We start from the raw sequence: 16293 nt of genomic DNA, 5'->3' as shown, positions 1-16293 counted from the left end.
CGTTGCTTTCCGGTTCCTTTTCGGGCCGGAACGTATGCTGGCGGGCTTGGCTCGGCATTTCGCCAGCGACAGGGCCGGAATTTTGGGAAGCCGCCGGAATCCAGCATCCACCCGCGGCGTCCTGAAAGCCTCGTGAATTCAAACATCTGACCGGCCGCCCGGGGTGGATACCCCGCGGATACCGGAGTCCAGCCGGAAGCCGGTGGACCCCGCCGTGCCGGAGTCCACCCGGCGGATGCCGATCGACCATCGACAGGAACCTTCATGACCCTCGCCCACGGCACTGCGGCGGGCACGGACGCCGTCGCGACGCGCGCCAGGTCGCGCAACCGCGGGATGCGCCTCCGGACCTGCGCGGAGTGCGGCAAGGTCGAGGAGGTGCGCGCCGACAACCCCGCCACTCGGTGTCGAGCCTGCGGCTCCCGACCAGCGCTGGATAGAGGCCACTGCAGGCGATCCGCGGATCGGAACCATGAGACGTGCCGGCACTGCGGCAGGGTCTTCCCGGCGCCGCCGAGCAGCCGCCAGCAGTTTTGTTGCCTCGCGTGTCGTCGCGCCGCGCAGTCGGTCGAACGATGCTGCGCGACCTGCGGGAGCTCGTTTCACATTCCCCGGTCGGTCCTGTCGGGTCGCACCAACGCCAGCGGACGGTTCTGCTCGCGGTCCTGCTACGAGCGCCATCTGTGCCGGACGCCGCGCATCCGCGGGCGCGGCTCGCGATGGAAAACGATCCGCAAGGCTGCGCTCCGGCAGACGCCCTTCTGCGCCTGCTGCGGAAGGACCAGGCACCTTCAGGTGCACCACATCATCCCGTTCCGCCTGACGCGGGACAACTCGCCGACCAACCTGATCCCGCTCTGCCGCGCCTGCCACAAGCGCGTGGAGAGCGTGTTCCACGATGTCGAGGCGGTCGATCCGCCGCTCCCAGTCACCAAGCTCGTCCTGTTCTGCAGCATCCATGCGCGCCGGACGGTGACCCTTCACATGCTCAAGAGTTCCGCCCATGCCGGCCAACGCGCTGCAGCTTGAACAATGGCCCATCGGCCGCCTCGTCGAATACGAGCGCAACCCGCGCAAGAACGACGATGTGGTCGACCGGATGGCGCAGGCCATCGTCGAGTTCGGCTTCCGCATCCCGATCGTCGCGCGCAGCGACGGGCTGGTGGTCGACGGGCACCTGCGGCTGAAGGCGGCCCGTCTGCTCGGTCTCGACACCGTGCCGGTGGTCCTCGCCGACGAGCTGTCGGAGACGCAGATCAAGGCGTTCCGTCTGCTGGCCAACCAATCGGCGAACTGGGCGGAGTGGGATGAACTGCTCCTCTCGGCCGAGCTGCAGGACCTGCTCGCGGACGACTACGACCTGTCGCTGGTCGGCTTTTCGGACGGCGAGCTGGACAAGCTTCTGGCGTTCGATCCGGACGGGGGCGGTGAAGAAGAGGGTGGCGCCGGGGGCTCCGTGCCGCCGGTGACCATCCCCGAGCCGCCGCGCAATCCTGCGTCGCGCACCGGCGATCTCTGGATCCTCGGCGACCACCGCCTCCTCTGTGGCGACAGCACCAGCGCTGCCGACGTGCGCCGTCTGATGAATGGCGAGCGGGCGATCCTGTTCGCGACCGATCCGCCGTATCTCGTCGACTACGACGGCTCGAACCATCCGACCCGCAACAAGGACTGGTCGGCCTCCTATGGCACGACCTGGGACGACAGTTCTCAGGGGGCGGAACTATACGATGGCTTCATCGCGGCCGCTGTCGCCGAGGCGATCACCGAGGACGCCGCCTGGTACTGCTGGCACGCCTCGCGCCGCCAGGCGATGCTGGAAGCCTGCTGGGAGAAGGCCGGTGCCTTCGTGCACCAGCAGATCATCTGGGTGAAGGACCGAGGGGTTCTCACCCGCTCGCATTACCTCTGGAAGCATGAGCCCTGCTTCATGGGTTGGCGCCGCCCGAACCGCCCGCCGAAGGTGGCCGAGCAGACGCTCCCCTCGACCTGGGAAATGCCGTCCTTCACGAAGGACGAGCGCCCCGACCACCCGACGCCGAAACCGCTCGACGCCTTCGGCATCCCGATGCGCCAGCACGTCGCCCGCGGCGGCCTATGTTACGAGCCGTTCTCGGGCTCCGGGTCGCAGATCATGGCAGGCGAGGCCAATGGTCGACGCGTCTTCGCGATGGAGATCAGCCCGGCCTATGTCGATGTCGCCGTGGAGCGTTGGCAGGCCGAGACCGGCCGAGACGCGATCCTCGACGGCGACGGCCGGACCTTCGCGCAGGTGAGAGCCGAGCGCTTGGGTGACAAGGCCTAAGCCGCTGCCTGATGGCCGTCTACTACAACGATGCCGATCCCGCGGCCTGCGCCTGGGGCTGCTGCGGGGCTACGGCAATGCGATCGTTCCGCCGCTTGCGGCGGAGTTCGTGACGGCCTTCATGGAGAGCCTGCGATGAAGCAGAGCCGGACCATGTCGATGGTCGAGGCAACCGCAAACGTTGTCGTCGGCTACGTTTTGGCCATCGCCACGCAGATCATCGTGTTCCCGTGGTTCGGGATCGAGACCGGGCTCGCGGAGCATCTGACCATCGGCCTCGCCTTCGCCGGCGTCTCGCTGGTGCGCGGCTGTCTGCTGAGGCGGCTGTTCGAGGCGATCCGAATGCGGAGCGCAGAATGAAGAACCGCCGCCCGAGGGCGGGCGGCGGCATCGGTTACTTGAGGTGCAGGCGTCAGTCACGGATGGCGTAGACTCGCCCCCTTCCGTCGACCTTGTCGGAGGTGATCGTCAGGCCCAGCTTCTTTTTCAGCGCGCCGGACATGGCACCTCTAGCGGTGTGAGCTTGCCAGTCGAGTGCTGCCACGATCTCTTCAATGGTCGCGCCACTCTCGGCGCGGAGCATCGCGATCAGTTGCGCCTGCTTGGTGCCCTCGCGCGGCGTCCGCGTCTTGGGCGCGGTCTCGGCCCCGGTGGGGTTGTCCGGCGCGGGCCCCTCTATCGGCGCGTCCGTCGCGCCCACAGGCGCGGTGTTCGCGTCCTCGGTCTCGATGCCGATGGCGGCGAGGCCCGCGTCGGTGGCGACCAGCGTGACGCCGTGGCCGTCCCCGCTCTCGCGCCACATGGGCTCGCCCTTGCGCAGGTCGACGTCGACCTCTTCGAGGAAGCCCTTGGCGAGCATCGCGCCGATCACCTTGGCGGCGGCGCCGCCGCGCAGGCTGTCGGGCAGCGGCAGGGCGACGTGCTCGGGCCGCCGGGCGGCGGCGCTCAGGATCAGGGCTTGGGTGTCGGAAAGCTGGGTCATCGTCGTCTTCCGTATCGGGGCGCGCGGGATGCGGGCCCTTCTACGAAGCCAAGCCCGCCAGTCGGCGGGCAGGATTGGGAGCGGGTCGTCTCACTCGGCGTGTTCGCCTTCCTTGAAGGCGCTGTCGGTGATCTCGCGCAGGCGGTCGCGGTGGTGGTTCAGGGTGCCGACGTGGCCCCAGTTGATCTCGTCGGGGCTGGTCTCGAAATGGTCGGCGCTGAGGGCGGCGAGCCGCTCCAGCATGGCGTCGATCTCGAACTTGGCGGCGAGGAAGGCGTCGAGGGCTTTCGTGTTGTCCTGTGCGCGGCGGGTCATCGGGCTGGCTCCGTGGCTGAGTTGCATCGTCCTTGTGCAATCAGAATCGCTCTCCGGCGCCGGAAAGTGTAGGCAATCCAGAGCCATATGATTGCTATCTGGCCGCCCGCGCTCAGATCAGCCCCATCCCGGCCAGCGATGCGCTGGCTGCGGCGAGCTGCGCGGTGGGCAGTTCGATCTTGAGGTGCGAGATGACGTCCGAGACCTCGGCCGCGACCCCGTCCTCGCGCAGAGCCGCCTCGATCACCTCGGCGACGGCATCGGGGCGGGAGCGGTCGAACTGGTCCGGAAGTGCGTCGTGATCGATGCGGATGGTGGTGGTGTTCATGGCGGGGTCCTTTCAGGATTGGGTGGAGGCGCGACGTCCGGCCTCGTAGGCCTCAGCGAGCGCGTCGCGGATCGCCCAGACGGCGACGTCGTGGAAATCGAGCCGGTCGGAATTCCGGGTCTCGAGCGTCTCGAGGAAGAAGCGCCGCTGCGCGATCTCCAGGATCAGGGCGTCGCGGGCGGCGGCGGGGTCGGTCTTGCGGCGGGTCAACAGGGTGGCTCCGTGGTAAGTTGCATCGTCCTTCTGGAGACACGTTCCCTCTGTCCGCCGTGCCTATCAACTCGATAAGCACATGATTTCGAATGATAATCGGAGCCGTCGATGCAGGGCATGAGCGAGCGCCAGTACGCCGCCCACGTCGGGCTCTCGCGCGGCGCGATCCAGAAGGCGAAGACCGCCGAACGGCTGGTCCTCTATCCGGACGGCAGCATCAACGCGGCGGCCAGCGACGCCCGGCGTGCCGAGACGACGGACCCGTCGAAGACGAGAAAGCCGCCCGCGCCGAAGCTGAAGCCTGTCCCCGAGGCCGCCGTCGCCGCTGTCGGCGACACCTTGCGTGAACAGGGACTGACCGCGCCGGCCGTGGGCGGCGGTACGACCTTCCTGCAGGCCAAGACCGCGAACGAGGTGCTGAAGGCGCAGGAGCGGCGCATCCGGCTCCAGAAGCTGAAGGGGGAACTGGTCGACCGTGCGCGGGCGGAGACGCTGATGTTCCGGCTCGCGCGCGACGAACGCGACGCCTGGGTGACCTGGCCGGCGCGCGTCGCGGCGCTGATGGCCTCGGAGCTCACCGCGGCGCTTGGGGACACATGCGAGGTGGAGGCGGCGCTGATGCAGAAGGTTCTGGAGGCCCATGTCCGCGCTCAGCTCGACAGCCTCGCCGAGATCCGACCCGGGCTTGGATGACGATCTTGTCGGGTTCGACGGGTCCGCCGCGCTGATCCGCGCATGGTCGCGGGGCCTGCGCCCCGACCCGGATCTGACGGTCTCGAGCTGGGCCGACCGCCACCGGAAACTCGCCTCGCGCGCCTCGGCCGAGCCGGGGCAGTACCGGACCGCGCGCACGCCCTACATGCGCGAGATCATGGACCGGCTGTCGCCCGGCGACCCCACGCAGCGGATCGTGTTCATGAAGGCCGCGCAGGTCGGCGCGACCGAGGCGGGCAACAACTGGATCGGGTTCGCCATCCACCAGGCGCCCGGCCCGATGCTGGCGGTCCAGCCGACGGTGGAACTGGCCAAGCGCAACTCGCGCCAGCGGATCGACCCGCTGATCGACGAGAGCCCAGAGCTGCGGGAGCGGGTGAAGCCCGCGCGTTCGCGCGACGCGGGCAACACGATGCTGTCGAAGGAGTTCGCGGGCGGCATCCTGATCATGACGGGCGCGAACTCGGCGGTCGGGCTTCGGTCCACCCCGGCGCGCTACATCTTCCTCGACGAGGTCGACGCCTATCCCGCCTCGGCCGACGAGGAAGGCGATCCGGTCACGTTGGCCGAGGCGCGCTCGCTGACCTTCGCGCATCGGCGCAAGGTGTTTCTGGTCTCGACCCCGACGATCCGGGGGCTGAGCCGGATCGAGCGGGAATACGAGGCCAGCGATCAGCGGCGGTACTTCGTGCCGTGCCCGCACTGCGGGGCGATGCAGTGGCTGAAATTCGACCGGCTGCGATGGCAGAAGGGCCGCCCGGAAACGGCGGAATATCACTGCGAGGGCTGCGAGACGCCCATCGCGGAGCACCACAAGACGGCCATGCTGGAGGGCGGCGAATGGCGGGCGACCGCTACCGCAGCCGATCCGACCACGGTCGGGTATCACCTCTCGGCGCTTTACTCGCCGATCGGTTGGCTGAGCTGGGAGCGGATCGTGCGGGCATGGGACGGGTGCCAAGGGTCGGACGAGGCGATCAAGGCGTTCCGCAACACGATCCTCGGCGAGACATGGGTCGAGACGGGGGAGGCGCCGGACTGGCAGCGGCTCTACGACCGGCGCGAGCGCTGGACATCCGGCACGGTGCCAGCAGGCGGGCTGTTCCTGACGGCCGGGGCCGACGTGCAGAAGGACCGGATCGAGGTCGATGTCTGGGCCTGGGGTCGCGGGCTGGAAAGCTGGCTCGTCGATCACGTCGTGATCGAGGGCGGCCCGGATCGGCACGACGCCTGGTCGGAGCTGACGGCGCTGCTCGACCGAAGCTGGCCGCACGAACGCGGTGCGCATCTGCGGATCGCGCGGCTCGCCATCGACACCGGTTACGAGGCCCCGGCGGTCTATTCCTGGTCGCGGGCGCAGGGGTTCGCGCAGGTGTCGCCGGTGAAGGGTGTTGAGGGGTTCAACCGCTCGAGCCCGGTCTCGGGGCCGACCTTCGTCGACGCGACCGAGGGCGGGAAACGCCTGCGTCGCGGGGCGCGGCTCTGGACCGTGGCGGTGTCGACCTTCAAGGCCGAGACCTACCGCTTCCTGCGGCTGGCGCGCCCGACCGAGGAGGACGTGGCCGACGGGGCGGCATTCCCGCCCGGCTCGGTGCACCTGCCGCATTGGGTCGAGAACGAATGGCTGAAGCAGTTCGTCGCCGAGCAGCTGGTGACGGTGCGCACCAAGCGCGGCTTCGCCCGGCTGGAATGGCAGAAGCTGCGCGAGCGCAACGAGGCGCTGGACTGCCGGGTCTATGCCCGCGCCGCCGCCTGGATCGCGGGCGCGGACCGCTGGCCCGACGAGAAATGGCGCGACCTCGAGGATCAGCTCGGGTCCGCCCCCACCGACACCGATCCCGCCGGACAGATCAACCGGCCGGGACAGGCCCCGCAGGGCAAGCGCCGCTCCGACTGGCTCGGGCGGCGCGGAGGATGGTTTTGAACATGACCGACTGGACGGAAACCGAACTTTCGGCGCTGCGCCGGGCTTACGCCAGCGGCACGACCCGGGTCAGCTACGATGGCAAATCCGTCGACTATGGCTCGGCCGAGGATCTGCTCGCCCGCATCCGCACCATCGAGCGCGCCATCGCGGGCACCACGCGGCCGCTGCCGGTGGCCGGGCTCGCGGGCTTCAGCCGCGGAGATCGGTGATGTCGGCGACCTGGTTCGATCACGCCATCGCCACGGTGGCGCCGCGCATGGCCGCGCGCCGCGTGATGGCGCGTCGGGCCTTCGAGACGCTGACGCGGGGCTACGACGGCGCCGCGCGCGGGCGTCGCACCGAGGGCTGGCGCGCGCCGGGCTCCTCGGCCGACACCGAGATCGGCGTCGCCGGAGCCCTGTTGCGCGACCGGATGCGCGATCTGGTGCGCAACAACCCGCATGCGGCCAAGGCCGTGGCGGTGCTGGTCAACAACATCATCGGCGCGGGCATCATGCCGCGCGCCGCCAGCGGCGACGACAAGCTCGACCGCAAGGTCGACGCGCTGTTCGAGCGCTGGACGGCGGACTGCGATGCCGACGGCCAGCTCGACTTCTACGGCCTGCAGACGCTGATCTGCCGCGAGATGGTCGAGGCGGGCGAGGTTCTGGTCCGTCGAAGGCTGCGGCGTGCAAGCGACGGTCTGCCGGTCCCGCTGCAACTGCAGGTGCTCGAGGCCGACTTCCTCGACGCCACCAAGTCCGGCGCCCTCGGCGCAGGGCGGCTGGTGCAGGGGATCGAGTTCGACCCGGTCGGCAAGCGCAGGGCCTATTGGCTCCATGCCGAACATCCCGGCGACGCTTACGGGGCCTTGCAGAACGGGTTGCAGAGCCGACCGGTGCCAGCGTCAGAGATCGCCCATGTCTACGAGAAGCAGCGCACGCAGGCGCGCGGCGTTCCCTGGGGCGCGCCGGTGATCCGATCCTTGCGCGATCTCGACGACTACGAGGTGGCGGAACTGGTCCGCAAGAAGACCGAGGCCTGCGTCACCGCCATCGTCTTCGGCGACGACGAGGCGCAGCAGGGCATCGCGCCCTCCGTGGTCGACGCCGATGGCAACCGGGTCGAGCAGTTCGAGCCGGGGCTGATCGCCTACGCGCGGGGCGGCAAGGACATCCGGTTCAACCAGCCCTCGGCGACGGGGGGCTATGGCGAATACAAGCGGGCGAGCCTGCACACCATCTCGGCCGGATTCCGGGTGCCCTACGAGCTGCTGACCGGCGATCTCAGCCAGGTGAACTATTCCTCGATCCGGGCGGGGCTCGTCGAGTTCCGCCGCCAGATCGACGCTGTCCAGTGGCAGCTCTTCATCCCGATGTTCTGCGCGCCGGTCTGGCGCTGGTTCACCGAGGCCGCGTGGGCGGCGGGGCTGATCCCGTCGCCCATCGTGCCGGTGGAATGGTCGCCGCCGAAGTTCGAGGCGGTCGATCCGCAGAAGGACGCGATGGCGAACCTGCTGTCGATCCGCTCGGGCACCATGACGCTGGCCGAGGTGATCGCGAAACAGGGCCGCAATCCCGACGCTGTGCTGGCGGAGATCGCCGCGACCAACGCCAAGCTCGACGCGCTCGGGCTGGTGCTCGACAGCGATCCGCGCCGTGTCACAAAAACCGGCAGCGCGCAATCCAAAGACGGGGCCGCCGATCCGGCGAACGATCCGGCCGACGACGACCCCTCCGCCGACGCGGATGAAACCGACCCGGCGCAGGCCGACCAACAGGACTGACCTACATGGACACGATGATCGAACTGCCGGCCATGCGCCGGTCGGCGGAGCTTGCGCCGAACACGGCCGATGCCGACAGCCGCACCGTCGAGGTGGTCTGGTCGGCCGGGGCCCGCGTCCGGCGCGCGACCTTCTTCGGCGAGCCCTATGACGAGGAGCTGAGCCTCGACCCCGCCCATGTCCGCCTCGACCGGCTGAACGCGGGCGCGCCGTTCCTGAAGGTGCATGAGCTCGACACGCTCGACGCGGTGATCGGCTCGGTCGTGCCGGGCTCGGCCCGGATCGAGAACGGCCGCGGCATCGCGCTGGTCCGGATCAGCGAACGCGCCGATGTCGAGCCGATCTGGCGCGACATCCAGGCCGGGCACATCCGGGCGGTCTCCATCGGCTACCAGGTCCACCGCTTCGAGGTCTCCAAGCCAGAGGCCGCCCGCGAGCTTTGGCGGGCGGTCGACTGGACGCCGTTCGAGGTCTCCGCCGTCGCGGTCGGCGCCGATCCCGCCGCGGGCTTCCGCGCCCAGCATCCCCTTCACGACTGCGTCCTTCACCGCTGGGACGCCCCCACAGAGCAAGGAGCATCCCCGATGACGGACAAGACCCAGACCCCGGCGAGCGACGCCGCAACCCCCGCCACCACCCAGCCGACCGAGCCGAATGATACCGAGGACACCCGCATGACCGAGCCGAAAGCGGCTGCGCCCGACCCGAAGGTCGCGGCCAGCGAACCGAAAGTCCACGCAAGTGAGACGCGCAGCCAGCCGAAGACGCAGGCAACGCCCGCGCCCGACACCGAAGCGGTCGCCACCCGCGCCCGAGAGGCCGAGCGTGACCGCGTCTCCACCATCTACGATCTGGCCGGGCGGCTGAACCTCGAGCGCGGCTTCGCCGAGGATCTGGTCAAGCGCGGCGTCAGCGTAGACGAGTGCCGCCGCCTGATCCTCGATCAGGTCGCCGCCAAATCCGACGAGACCCGGACCTTCCCCCATGTCTCCGTGCCGCTCGGCGGCCGCGACGAGCGCATCACCCGCCGCGACGCCGTGGCGAATGCGCTGCTGCACCGCTACAGCCCGTCGCTGTTCCAGCTGGAAGACGCCGCCCGTCAGTACCGCGGCATAACGCTGCTGGAACTGGCCCGCGAAAGCCTCGGCAATGCCGGGGTCAACACGCGGGGCCTTTCGCGCGACGAGGTGGCGACGCGGGCGCTGCACTCGACCTCGGACTTCCCCGAGATCCTCTCGGCGGTCACCAACAAGACCCTGCGCCAGGCCTACGAGGCCTATCCCCGTACGTTCATGCTGTTCTGCCGCCAGGTGCTCGCCACCGACTTCAAGGCGATGCACCGCGTCCAGCTCGGCGAGGCGCCACAGCTTCTGGAGGTCGGCGAGAGCGGCGAGTTCAAGCGCGGCACGCTCGGCGAGTCGAAGGAGAGCTACAAGGTCAAGACCTATGGCCGGGTGGTCGCGATCACCCGCCAGACTCTGATCAACGACGACCTCGACGCCTTCACCCGGATCCCGGCGATGTACGGCAACTCCATCGCCCAGCTGGAGTCGGACGTGGTCTGGGGATCATCACCGCCAACCCGGCGATGGCCGAACTGATCTCGCAACGCTACGAGCGCGGATCGACCCTGATCACCAGCAATCTGCCTTTTGACGAATGGACCGAGACATTCGGCTCCGAACGCCTCACCGGCGCGCTTCTCGACAGGCTGACCCACCACGTCAGCATTCTCGAAATGAATGGCCAGAGCTATCGTCTCGCCCAAAGCCGCGCCCGAAAGGCCGGCTGACCCCTTTCAAAAAATACCAGCGGCACAAGCACGGAACTCTGGTCGGGCTACGCCCTCCCGACGTTCCGTGCTTGTGCCGCTAACTGGCAGACTTTTGCGCCGCCGCGTGGCCGGGTTTTACTCCGCCGTTGACAGTCATGCTGGAGGTGGCGCCCGGCGTATATGTCGCCCCTGACATGACTGCAGCCGTGCGCGAGCGCGTGTGGAACGTGATGACGGCATGGTGGGAGGCCCTTGGCCGCGGATCGCTCACCTTGATCTGACGCGACACGAAGGCAGTCGGCAACTTAAGGATCGAAACACTAGGAGAGCCGCCGAAAACCATTGTTGATGCGGATGGCGTTCTGCTCGTAAAACGAAAGTAGGCTCGACGACGCTCGCCTACTTGCTTTTTGACATTTTTCAACTGCAGTCACTTAAGCCCAAGAGGCTCCCCCGCACCCGCGGGGATAGACCCGATGCAGACATTCCGGCGCTTGTCGCCCGCTGGGCTCCCCCGCACCCGCGGGGATAGACCCCCGCGCCGTCGCCCGACGCCCGGCGATCTGGTGGCTCCCCCGCACCCGCGGGGATAGACCCTGGGAAACGGTGGGGCCGTGGTTCAAGGATTTGGCTCCCCCGCACCCGCGGGGATCGACCCGCAGGATTGCGAAGACCGCGCGCAGTTTGCCCGGCTCCCCCGCACCCGCGGGGATAGACCCGAGACGGCTGCCGATCTGGCGAAGCGGCTGGAGGCTTCCCCGCACCCGCGGGCATAGACCCCGTGCCGTCGGAGTATCAACTGCACCCCAATTAGGCAAACATGCCAAAGGATGCCTAAAGACGCCGCAGGTGATTTGTCTTCAATGCGGATACATCTGCCAGCAGTTCATCACGGCTCGTGGTGCAGCTTGAAAAGGCAGGCTGAAGGGGAAGCTATGCCTGCCTTGTCGATCATTATCGTTGAACGCGACCGCGACCGTGCGCTGCGCATCGTGGACGGGCTGAAGGCCTCGGGCGAGAACACCGTCACCGTCATCGCTGAAGAGACCGGCCTCGCCCGCCGCATCGCCGAGCAGAAGCCCGACATCGTGCTGATCGACGTAGCCGACCCCTCGCGCGACGTGCTGGAGGAACTGGCGCTGGCCTCGGGACCGCTGGAGCGGCCGGTGGCGATGTTCGTCGACCGCTCAGACGAGGGGCTGACGCGGGCGGCGATCGAGGCGGGCGTCTCGGCCTATGTTGTGGACGGGCTGCAGCCCGAGCGCATCCGCTCGATCCTCGATGCCGCCATCGCGCGCTTCCACATGTTCCACAAGATGCGGACCGAGCTGGCGGCCACCCGCGCCGCGCTGGAAGAGCGCAAGATCATCGACCGCGCGAAAGCCATCCTGATGAAGGCGCGCGGCATCGACGAGGAAGCCGCCTATGCCCTTCTGCGCAAGACGGCGATGGACCAGGGCCGGCGCGTCGCTGACATCGCCCAGCAGCTCGTGATGGCGGCGGGGCTGCTGACATGAGCCTGACGCCCCTGCGCCTCGGCTATGTCCCGCTGATCGACGCCGCCCCCCTGATCGTCGCCGCCGAGATCGGCTTTGCCGCCGAGGAGGGGCTGGTCTTCGACCTCATCCGCCTGCGCTCCTGGGCGCAGAGCCGCGACATGCTGGGCACCGGCGGGATCGACGCCGCCCATATGCTGGTGCCGCTGCCCATCGCGCAGGCGCTCGGCCTCGGGCCGGACTACCCGGCCTTCGATCTGGCGATGTTCATCAGCCAGGGCGGGCAGGCCATCGCCGTCAACGCGGCGCTGGCGGACCGGCTGCGCGCCATCGGCCACGGCTTCGGCTTCGGCGACGCTCGCGCGGCGCGGGATGCGCTGGCGGCGGTCTGGACCGGCCCGTTGCGGGTGGGCGTGCCCTTTCCCTTCTCGACCCAAGCCCATCTGGTGCGGCACTGGCTGAAGGGCTCGCCGCTAGAGCCCGGCCTCTCGGTTCACACCGTCCCGCCGCCGATGATGGCCGCCGCCCTCGCCTCGGGCGAGGTGGACGCCTTCTGCGTCGGCGAGCCCTGGGCCTCCTATGCCGTCGAGACGGCGGCGGGGGCGCTGCTGCTGGCCGGGCGGGCGATCTGGAACGCGCCGCCCGAGAAGGCGCTGGTTCTGACCCGCCGCTTCACCGACACGCAGCCCGAGCTGACCGGCGCCTTGATGCGGGCCGTCTGGCGCGCCTGCCGCTGGCTCGACATCCCCGAGAATCGCGGCACGGCGGTCGAGATCCTGTCGCGGCCCGATTACCTGAACCTCTCGCCGGAACTCAGCGAGCGGGGCCTTCTGGGCCGCCTCCATGTCACCCCGCAGGGCGAGCTGCGGCATTTCCCCGACTTCATCCGCTTCCACGCGGGCGGGGCGAACTTCCCCTGGCGCAGCACGGCGGCGCTGCTGGCGCGCGGCATCGCCGAGGCGCACAACCTCGATCCGCAGGCGGCGATGGAGGCGGCGGGCGCCTGCTTCCGCACCGACCTTTATCGCCGGCATCTCAGGGCGGCGGGGGCGGACATGCCCGGCGCCTCGGCCCGGATCGAGGGGGCGATGACCCATCCCACCCCCGTCGCCAGCGAAAAGGGGCAGATGATTCTCGGCCCCGATGCCTTCTTCGACGGCGAAACCTTCGACCCGCCGATCTATTCGCGCTGAAACGGCAGGCAGCCGCGCTGCCCTGCGCGGCACTTCGCGAAAGCCACGCGAAAACCCTTGCGCCGTCCTTGACCGATTCGCCTTCCGTGCCCCAAGGTTAACGCAAGGCCACAGGGCAACGGCGCCTCCGGCCACCGACCTTCCGCAAGGCTGCGGACCCCCATTCTCGGCAACGACGCCACCACGCATGTCCCGCCTCTGGGTCAAGCGCAGGTGGCTTTTGCCCGTTGCCGTCCCGCCATTCCCGGCCCGCCCTTGGGCCACGCAAAGGATCGTCAGATGAGCCTGATCACGCCGACCCGCCGCAGCTTCCTGAAATCCGTCGCCTCGGTCGCGGCCACCGCCGCCGCCGCGCGCCTCGCCCTGCCGGGCGGAGCCTGGGCCGCCACCCCCGCGCTAGAGACCACCGGCGCCACGCTCGGCTATATCGCCCTGACCGACAGCGCGCCCCTGATCATCGCGCTGGAAAAGGGCTTCTACGAAAAGCACGGCCTGACCGACATGCGGATCGAGAAGCAGGCGAGCTGGGGGGCCACGCGCGACAACATGGCGCTCGGCTCCGCGGGCGGGGGCATCGACGGCGGGCATATCCTGCGGCCGAAGGTGCATCTCTATTCCACCGGCACGGTCACGCAGAACAACCAGCCCCTGCCGATGTACAACCTGCTGCAGCTGAACGAGCAGTGCCAAGGCATCTCGGTCACGCAGGCCTATGCCGAGAGAGGCGTCGGCCTCGACAGCGCGCCGCTGAAGGAGATCTGGGCCGCCCGCCGCGCCGCCGGGCAGGAGATCCCCGTGGCGATGACCTTCCCCGGCGGCACGCATGACCTGTGGATGCGCTACTGGCTGGCCGCCGGCGGGATCGACCCCACGACCGAATGCGACCTGATCGTGGTCCCGCCCCCGCAGATGGTCGCCAACATGCGCGTCGGCAACATGGAGGCCTTCTGCGTCGGCGAGCCTTGGAACGAGCAGCTCGTCAACATGGGCATCGGCTTCACCGCCTGCACCACCGGCGAGATATGGCAGAACCACCCCGAGAAGATTCTCGGCATGCGCGCGGACTGGGTGGACGCCAACCCGAACGCCGCCCGCGCCATCCTGATGGCCGTGATTGAGGCGCAGATGTGGTGCGAGGACGCCGCCAACAAGGACGAGATGGCGCAGATCCTCTCGCGCCGCCAATGGTACAACGTCCCCGTCGCCGACATCGCCGCCCGCCTGAAGGGCGACATCAACTACGGCAACGGGCGCGAGGAGCAGCGCACCGACCTGGCCATGCGCTTCTGGGGCGAGAACGGCAGCGCCTCGTTCCCGTGGAAGTCACTGGACACCTGGTTCATCACCGAAAACAAGCGTTGGGGCTATCTGCCCGGCGATCTGGACACCGCGGCGCTGGTTCAGCAGACCAACCGCTCGGACCTGTGGCTGGAGGCGGCCACAGCGCTCGGCCTCGAGACCGGCGACAAGGGCGACAGCCGGGGCGTCGAGACCTTCTTCGACGGCACCACCTTCGATCCCGCCGATGCGGACGGCTATCTCGCCGCCCAGTCCATCAAGGCGATGGCGTAAGGAGGTCCCGATGAGCAGCGTCACCGCCCTCAAGCGCGCCCCGGCCGCGCCCGCCCCGAAACCCGCCGCAACAGTCCACGCAATCCCCCGCCCGCGCAGCGCCGCCTCGGCCCGCGCCGGCCGGCTTGGCCGCGCCGCCGCCGCCAACGTCCTGCCGCCCGTGCTGGTCGTCGCCGCGCTTCTGGGCCTATGGCAGCTGCTGCTGGCCGGGGGCGGCGCCGCGCTGCCCTCGCCGGTCGAGATCTGGCAGCAGTCGGGCGACCTGATCCTCGATCCCTTCTACGTGGCGGGAACGCAGGACATGGGCCTCGGCTGGCGCGTCCTGACCTCGCTGGAGCGGGTGGGCATCGGCTTCGGCCTCGCCGCCTTTGTCGGCATCGCCATCGGCGCGGTGATCGGCCAATCCGCCTGGCTGATGCGAGGTGTGGACCCGCTGTTTCAGGTGCTGCGCACCGTGCCGCCGCTGGCCTGGCTGCCGATCAGCCTGGCCGCCTTCATGGACAGCCGCCCCTCGGCCATCTTCGTGATCTTCATCACCGCGATCTGGCCTATCATCATCAACACCGCCGCCGGTGTCCGCGCCATCCCGCAGGATTACCGCAACGTCGCCGCCGTCCTGCGCCTGAACCAGATGGAATTCTTCTGGAAGATCATGGTCCCGGCCGCCGCCCCCTACATTTTTTCCGGCCTCCGGATCGGCGTCGGCCTTGCATGGCTGGCCATCGTCGCGGCCGAGATGCTGACCGGCGGCGTGGGCATCGGCTTCTTCATCTGGGACGCGTGGAACAGCTCCATGCTGACCGACATCTTCGTCGCGCTGCTCTACATCGGCGCCACCGGCTTTGCGCTGGACCGTCTGGTCGCCTTCATCGGCGTCAAGGTCAGCCGCGGCACCACGGTCTGAGGAGGACATCATGAGCTATCTCAAGATCGATCACGCAGGAAAGACCTTCATCTCGGGCAGCCGGTCGAACGTCGTCCTTCAGGACGTCCGGCTGGACATCGAAAATGGCGAGTTCGTTTCCGTCATCGGCCATTCCGGCTGCGGCAAGTCCACCCTTCTGAACATGATCGCCGGCCTGACCGACACCACCTCGGGCGGCATCATCCTGGAAGGGCGAGAGGTGAACGCCCCCGGTCCCGACCGCGCCGTCGTCTTCCAGAACCACAGCCTGCTGCCTTGGCTCAGCGTCTATGACAACGTCAAGATGGGCGTGCAGAAGGTCTTCGGCACCTCCAAGTCCAAGGCCGAGCGGCACGACTGGATCATGCAGAACCTCGACCTCGTGCAGATGGCCCATGCCGCCGACAAGCGCCCGGGCGAGATTTCGGGCGGCATGAAGCAGCGCGTCGGCATCGCCCGCGCGCTGGCGATGGAGCCCAAGATCCTGCTGCTGGACGAGCCCTTCGGCGCCCTCGACGCCCTGACCCGCGCCCATCTTCAGGACGCGGTGATGGAGATCCATGCCCGGCTCGGCAACACCATGATCATGATCACCCATGACGTGGACGAGGCCGTCCTGCTGGCCGACCGCATCGTGATGCTGACCAACGGCCCGGCGGCGACCGTGGGCGAGGTGCTAACGGTTCCCCTCGCGCGCCCCCGCGACCGCATCCGCCTTGCCAGCCACCCCGACTATGTGCGGGCCCGCGAGGCGGTGCTGCGCTTCCTCTACGAACGCCACCGCTTCGTCGAAGCCGCGGAGTAA

Annotated in this window: 18 protein-coding genes, 1 pseudogene and 1 CRISPR repeat array; of the genes and pseudogenes, 15 read left to right on the top strand and 4 right to left on the bottom strand. The window is 68.8% G+C overall.

Annotation, left to right across the window (positions count from 1 at the left end):
• Nucleotides 1-264 precede the first annotated feature (264 nt).
• The 3 genes from ACZ1HC_RS04380 to ACZ1HC_RS04370 all read left to right on the top strand — a co-directional run bounded on the left by ACZ1HC_RS04380 (nt 265) and on the right by ACZ1HC_RS04370 (nt 2665).
• Nucleotides 265-1029 (top strand): HNH endonuclease, encoded by a 765-nt coding sequence (locus ACZ1HC_RS04380; RefSeq protein ID WP_093359506.1) that lies wholly within the window; start codon nt 265-267, stop codon nt 1027-1029.
• Nucleotides 1004-2305 (top strand): DNA modification methylase, encoded by a 1302-nt coding sequence (locus tag ACZ1HC_RS04375; RefSeq protein WP_472698920.1) that lies wholly within the window; start codon nt 1004-1006, stop codon nt 2303-2305. The genes ACZ1HC_RS04380 and ACZ1HC_RS04375 overlap by 26 nt, the downstream gene beginning before the upstream one ends.
• 135 nt (nt 2306-2440) lie before the next feature.
• Entirely contained in the window at nt 2441-2665 is a 225-nt protein-coding gene (locus ACZ1HC_RS04370; protein ID WP_472698919.1) for a DUF7220 family protein, read from the top strand.
• 52 nt (nt 2666-2717) lie between these two features.
• On the opposite strand, the gene ACZ1HC_RS04365 is transcribed toward ACZ1HC_RS04370, so the two are convergent.
• The 4 genes from ACZ1HC_RS04365 to ACZ1HC_RS04350 all read right to left on the bottom strand — a co-directional run bounded on the left by ACZ1HC_RS04365 (nt 2718) and on the right by ACZ1HC_RS04350 (nt 4140).
• Complete coding sequence (locus ACZ1HC_RS04365; RefSeq protein ID WP_472698918.1) at nt 2718-3287, bottom strand: DUF3489 domain-containing protein; 570 nt, start codon at nt 3285-3287, stop codon at nt 2718-2720.
• A 90-nt stretch (nt 3288-3377) separates the two neighbouring features.
• Complete coding sequence (locus tag ACZ1HC_RS04360; RefSeq protein WP_472698917.1) at nt 3378-3602, bottom strand: hypothetical protein; 225 nt, start codon at nt 3600-3602, stop codon at nt 3378-3380.
• A 112-nt stretch (nt 3603-3714) separates the two neighbouring features.
• Complete coding sequence (locus ACZ1HC_RS04355) at nt 3715-3930, bottom strand: hypothetical protein (protein WP_472698916.1); 216 nt, start codon at nt 3928-3930, stop codon at nt 3715-3717.
• Between the two features lie 12 nt (nt 3931-3942).
• Nucleotides 3943-4140, bottom strand: coding sequence for a DUF6900 domain-containing protein (locus tag ACZ1HC_RS04350; protein ID WP_472698915.1), 198 nt, complete (start codon nt 4138-4140; stop codon nt 3943-3945).
• Between the two features lie 111 nt (nt 4141-4251).
• Here ACZ1HC_RS04350 and ACZ1HC_RS04345 point away from each other — a divergent pair, with 111 nt between their 5' ends.
• From ACZ1HC_RS04345 to ACZ1HC_RS04290, 12 genes and pseudogenes are all read left to right on the top strand, one after another.
• Entirely contained in the window at nt 4252-4836 is a 585-nt protein-coding gene (locus ACZ1HC_RS04345; RefSeq protein WP_472698914.1) for a hypothetical protein, read from the top strand.
• Nucleotides 4784-6781 carry a phage terminase large subunit family protein gene (locus tag ACZ1HC_RS04340; RefSeq protein ID WP_472698913.1) on the top strand — a complete coding sequence of 666 codons (1998 nt, stop codon included), beginning with the start codon at nt 4784-4786 and terminating at the stop codon, nt 6779-6781. Before ACZ1HC_RS04345 ends, ACZ1HC_RS04340 begins: the two co-directional genes overlap by 53 nt.
• A 2-nt stretch (nt 6782-6783) precedes the next feature.
• Nucleotides 6784-6993, top strand: a complete 210-nt coding sequence (locus tag ACZ1HC_RS04335) for a phage head-tail joining protein (RefSeq protein WP_028030714.1) — start codon at nt 6784-6786, stop codon at nt 6991-6993.
• A complete protein-coding gene (locus tag ACZ1HC_RS04330; RefSeq protein WP_472698912.1) occupies nt 6993-8549 on the top strand; it encodes a phage portal protein in 1557 nt (518 codons plus the stop codon). Before ACZ1HC_RS04335 ends, ACZ1HC_RS04330 begins: the two co-directional genes overlap by 1 nt.
• 5 nt (nt 8550-8554) lie before the next feature.
• Entirely contained in the window at nt 8555-10150 is a 1596-nt protein-coding gene (locus tag ACZ1HC_RS04325; RefSeq protein ID WP_472698911.1) for a prohead protease/major capsid protein fusion protein, read from the top strand.
• Nucleotides 10141-10341: pseudogene (gene istB / locus ACZ1HC_RS04320) on the top strand (IS21-like element ISSsp5 family helper ATPase IstB); the annotation flags it as partial. The gene ACZ1HC_RS04325 and the pseudogene istB, both read left to right, overlap by 10 nt.
• 137 nt (nt 10342-10478) lie before the next feature.
• Nucleotides 10479-10604 (top strand): type I-E CRISPR-associated endoribonuclease Cas2, encoded by a 126-nt coding sequence (locus ACZ1HC_RS04315; protein ID WP_472698910.1) that lies wholly within the window; start codon nt 10479-10481, stop codon nt 10602-10604.
• 165 nt (nt 10605-10769) lie between these two features.
• A CRISPR array of direct repeats spans nt 10770-11103; the repeat unit is 29 nt; unit sequence GGCTCCCCCGCACCCGCGGGGATAGACCC.
• 155 nt (nt 11104-11258) lie between these two features.
• Nucleotides 11259-11840, top strand: coding sequence for an ANTAR domain-containing response regulator (locus ACZ1HC_RS04310; RefSeq protein ID WP_472698909.1), 582 nt, complete (start codon nt 11259-11261; stop codon nt 11838-11840).
• Complete coding sequence (locus tag ACZ1HC_RS04305; RefSeq protein ID WP_472698908.1) at nt 11837-13012, top strand: ABC transporter substrate-binding protein; 1176 nt, start codon at nt 11837-11839, stop codon at nt 13010-13012. Before ACZ1HC_RS04310 ends, ACZ1HC_RS04305 begins: the two co-directional genes overlap by 4 nt.
• A gap of 279 nt (nt 13013-13291) precedes the next feature.
• Nucleotides 13292-14584 (top strand): CmpA/NrtA family ABC transporter substrate-binding protein, encoded by a 1293-nt coding sequence (locus ACZ1HC_RS04300; protein ID WP_472698907.1) that lies wholly within the window; start codon nt 13292-13294, stop codon nt 14582-14584.
• Between the two features lie 10 nt (nt 14585-14594).
• Nucleotides 14595-15488 (top strand): nitrate ABC transporter permease, encoded by an 894-nt coding sequence (gene ntrB, locus ACZ1HC_RS04295; RefSeq protein WP_472698906.1) that lies wholly within the window; start codon nt 14595-14597, stop codon nt 15486-15488.
• A 10-nt stretch (nt 15489-15498) separates the two neighbouring features.
• Complete coding sequence (locus tag ACZ1HC_RS04290; protein ID WP_472698905.1) at nt 15499-16293, top strand: ABC transporter ATP-binding protein; 795 nt, start codon at nt 15499-15501, stop codon at nt 16291-16293.

This window comes from Paracoccus sp. BR5-17 (assembly GCF_055693925.1).
Note: the sequence above shows the minus strand (reverse complement) of the source record. Positions and strands in the feature narration are given on the sequence as shown.

What these genes read in the sequence shown, in the direction of transcription:
- ACZ1HC_RS04335 (WP_028030714.1), top strand. Translation starts at nt 6,784, where the DNA reads ATGACCGACTGGACGGAAACCGAACTTTCGGCGCTGCGCCGGGCTTAC.
- ACZ1HC_RS04305 (WP_472698908.1), top strand. Translation starts at nt 11,837, where the DNA reads ATGAGCCTGACGCCCCTGCGCCTCGGCTATGTCCCGCTGATCGACGCC.
- ACZ1HC_RS04315 (WP_472698910.1), top strand. Translation starts at nt 10,479, where the DNA reads ATGCTGGAGGTGGCGCCCGGCGTATATGTCGCCCCTGACATGACTGCA.
- ACZ1HC_RS04375 (WP_472698920.1), top strand. Translation starts at nt 1,004, where the DNA reads ATGCCGGCCAACGCGCTGCAGCTTGAACAATGGCCCATCGGCCGCCTC.
- ACZ1HC_RS04325 (WP_472698911.1), top strand. Translation starts at nt 8,555, where the DNA reads ATGGACACGATGATCGAACTGCCGGCCATGCGCCGGTCGGCGGAGCTT.
- ACZ1HC_RS04370 (WP_472698919.1), top strand. Translation starts at nt 2,441, where the DNA reads ATGAAGCAGAGCCGGACCATGTCGATGGTCGAGGCAACCGCAAACGTT.
- ACZ1HC_RS04380 (WP_093359506.1), top strand. Translation starts at nt 265, where the DNA reads ATGACCCTCGCCCACGGCACTGCGGCGGGCACGGACGCCGTCGCGACG.
- ACZ1HC_RS04300 (WP_472698907.1), top strand. Translation starts at nt 13,292, where the DNA reads ATGAGCCTGATCACGCCGACCCGCCGCAGCTTCCTGAAATCCGTCGCC.
- ACZ1HC_RS04360 (WP_472698917.1), bottom strand. Translation starts at nt 3,602, where the DNA reads ATGACCCGCCGCGCACAGGACAACACGAAAGCCCTCGACGCCTTCCTC.
- ACZ1HC_RS04355 (WP_472698916.1), bottom strand. Translation starts at nt 3,930, where the DNA reads ATGAACACCACCACCATCCGCATCGATCACGACGCACTTCCGGACCAG.
- ACZ1HC_RS04290 (WP_472698905.1), top strand. Translation starts at nt 15,499, where the DNA reads ATGAGCTATCTCAAGATCGATCACGCAGGAAAGACCTTCATCTCGGGC.
- ACZ1HC_RS04365 (WP_472698918.1), bottom strand. Translation starts at nt 3,287, where the DNA reads ATGACCCAGCTTTCCGACACCCAAGCCCTGATCCTGAGCGCCGCCGCC.
- ACZ1HC_RS04330 (WP_472698912.1), top strand. Translation starts at nt 6,993, where the DNA reads ATGTCGGCGACCTGGTTCGATCACGCCATCGCCACGGTGGCGCCGCGC.
- ACZ1HC_RS04310 (WP_472698909.1), top strand. Translation starts at nt 11,259, where the DNA reads ATGCCTGCCTTGTCGATCATTATCGTTGAACGCGACCGCGACCGTGCG.
- ACZ1HC_RS04345 (WP_472698914.1), top strand. Translation starts at nt 4,252, where the DNA reads ATGCAGGGCATGAGCGAGCGCCAGTACGCCGCCCACGTCGGGCTCTCG.
- ntrB (WP_472698906.1), top strand. Translation starts at nt 14,595, where the DNA reads ATGAGCAGCGTCACCGCCCTCAAGCGCGCCCCGGCCGCGCCCGCCCCG.
- ACZ1HC_RS04340 (WP_472698913.1), top strand. Translation starts at nt 4,784, where the DNA reads ATGTCCGCGCTCAGCTCGACAGCCTCGCCGAGATCCGACCCGGGCTTG.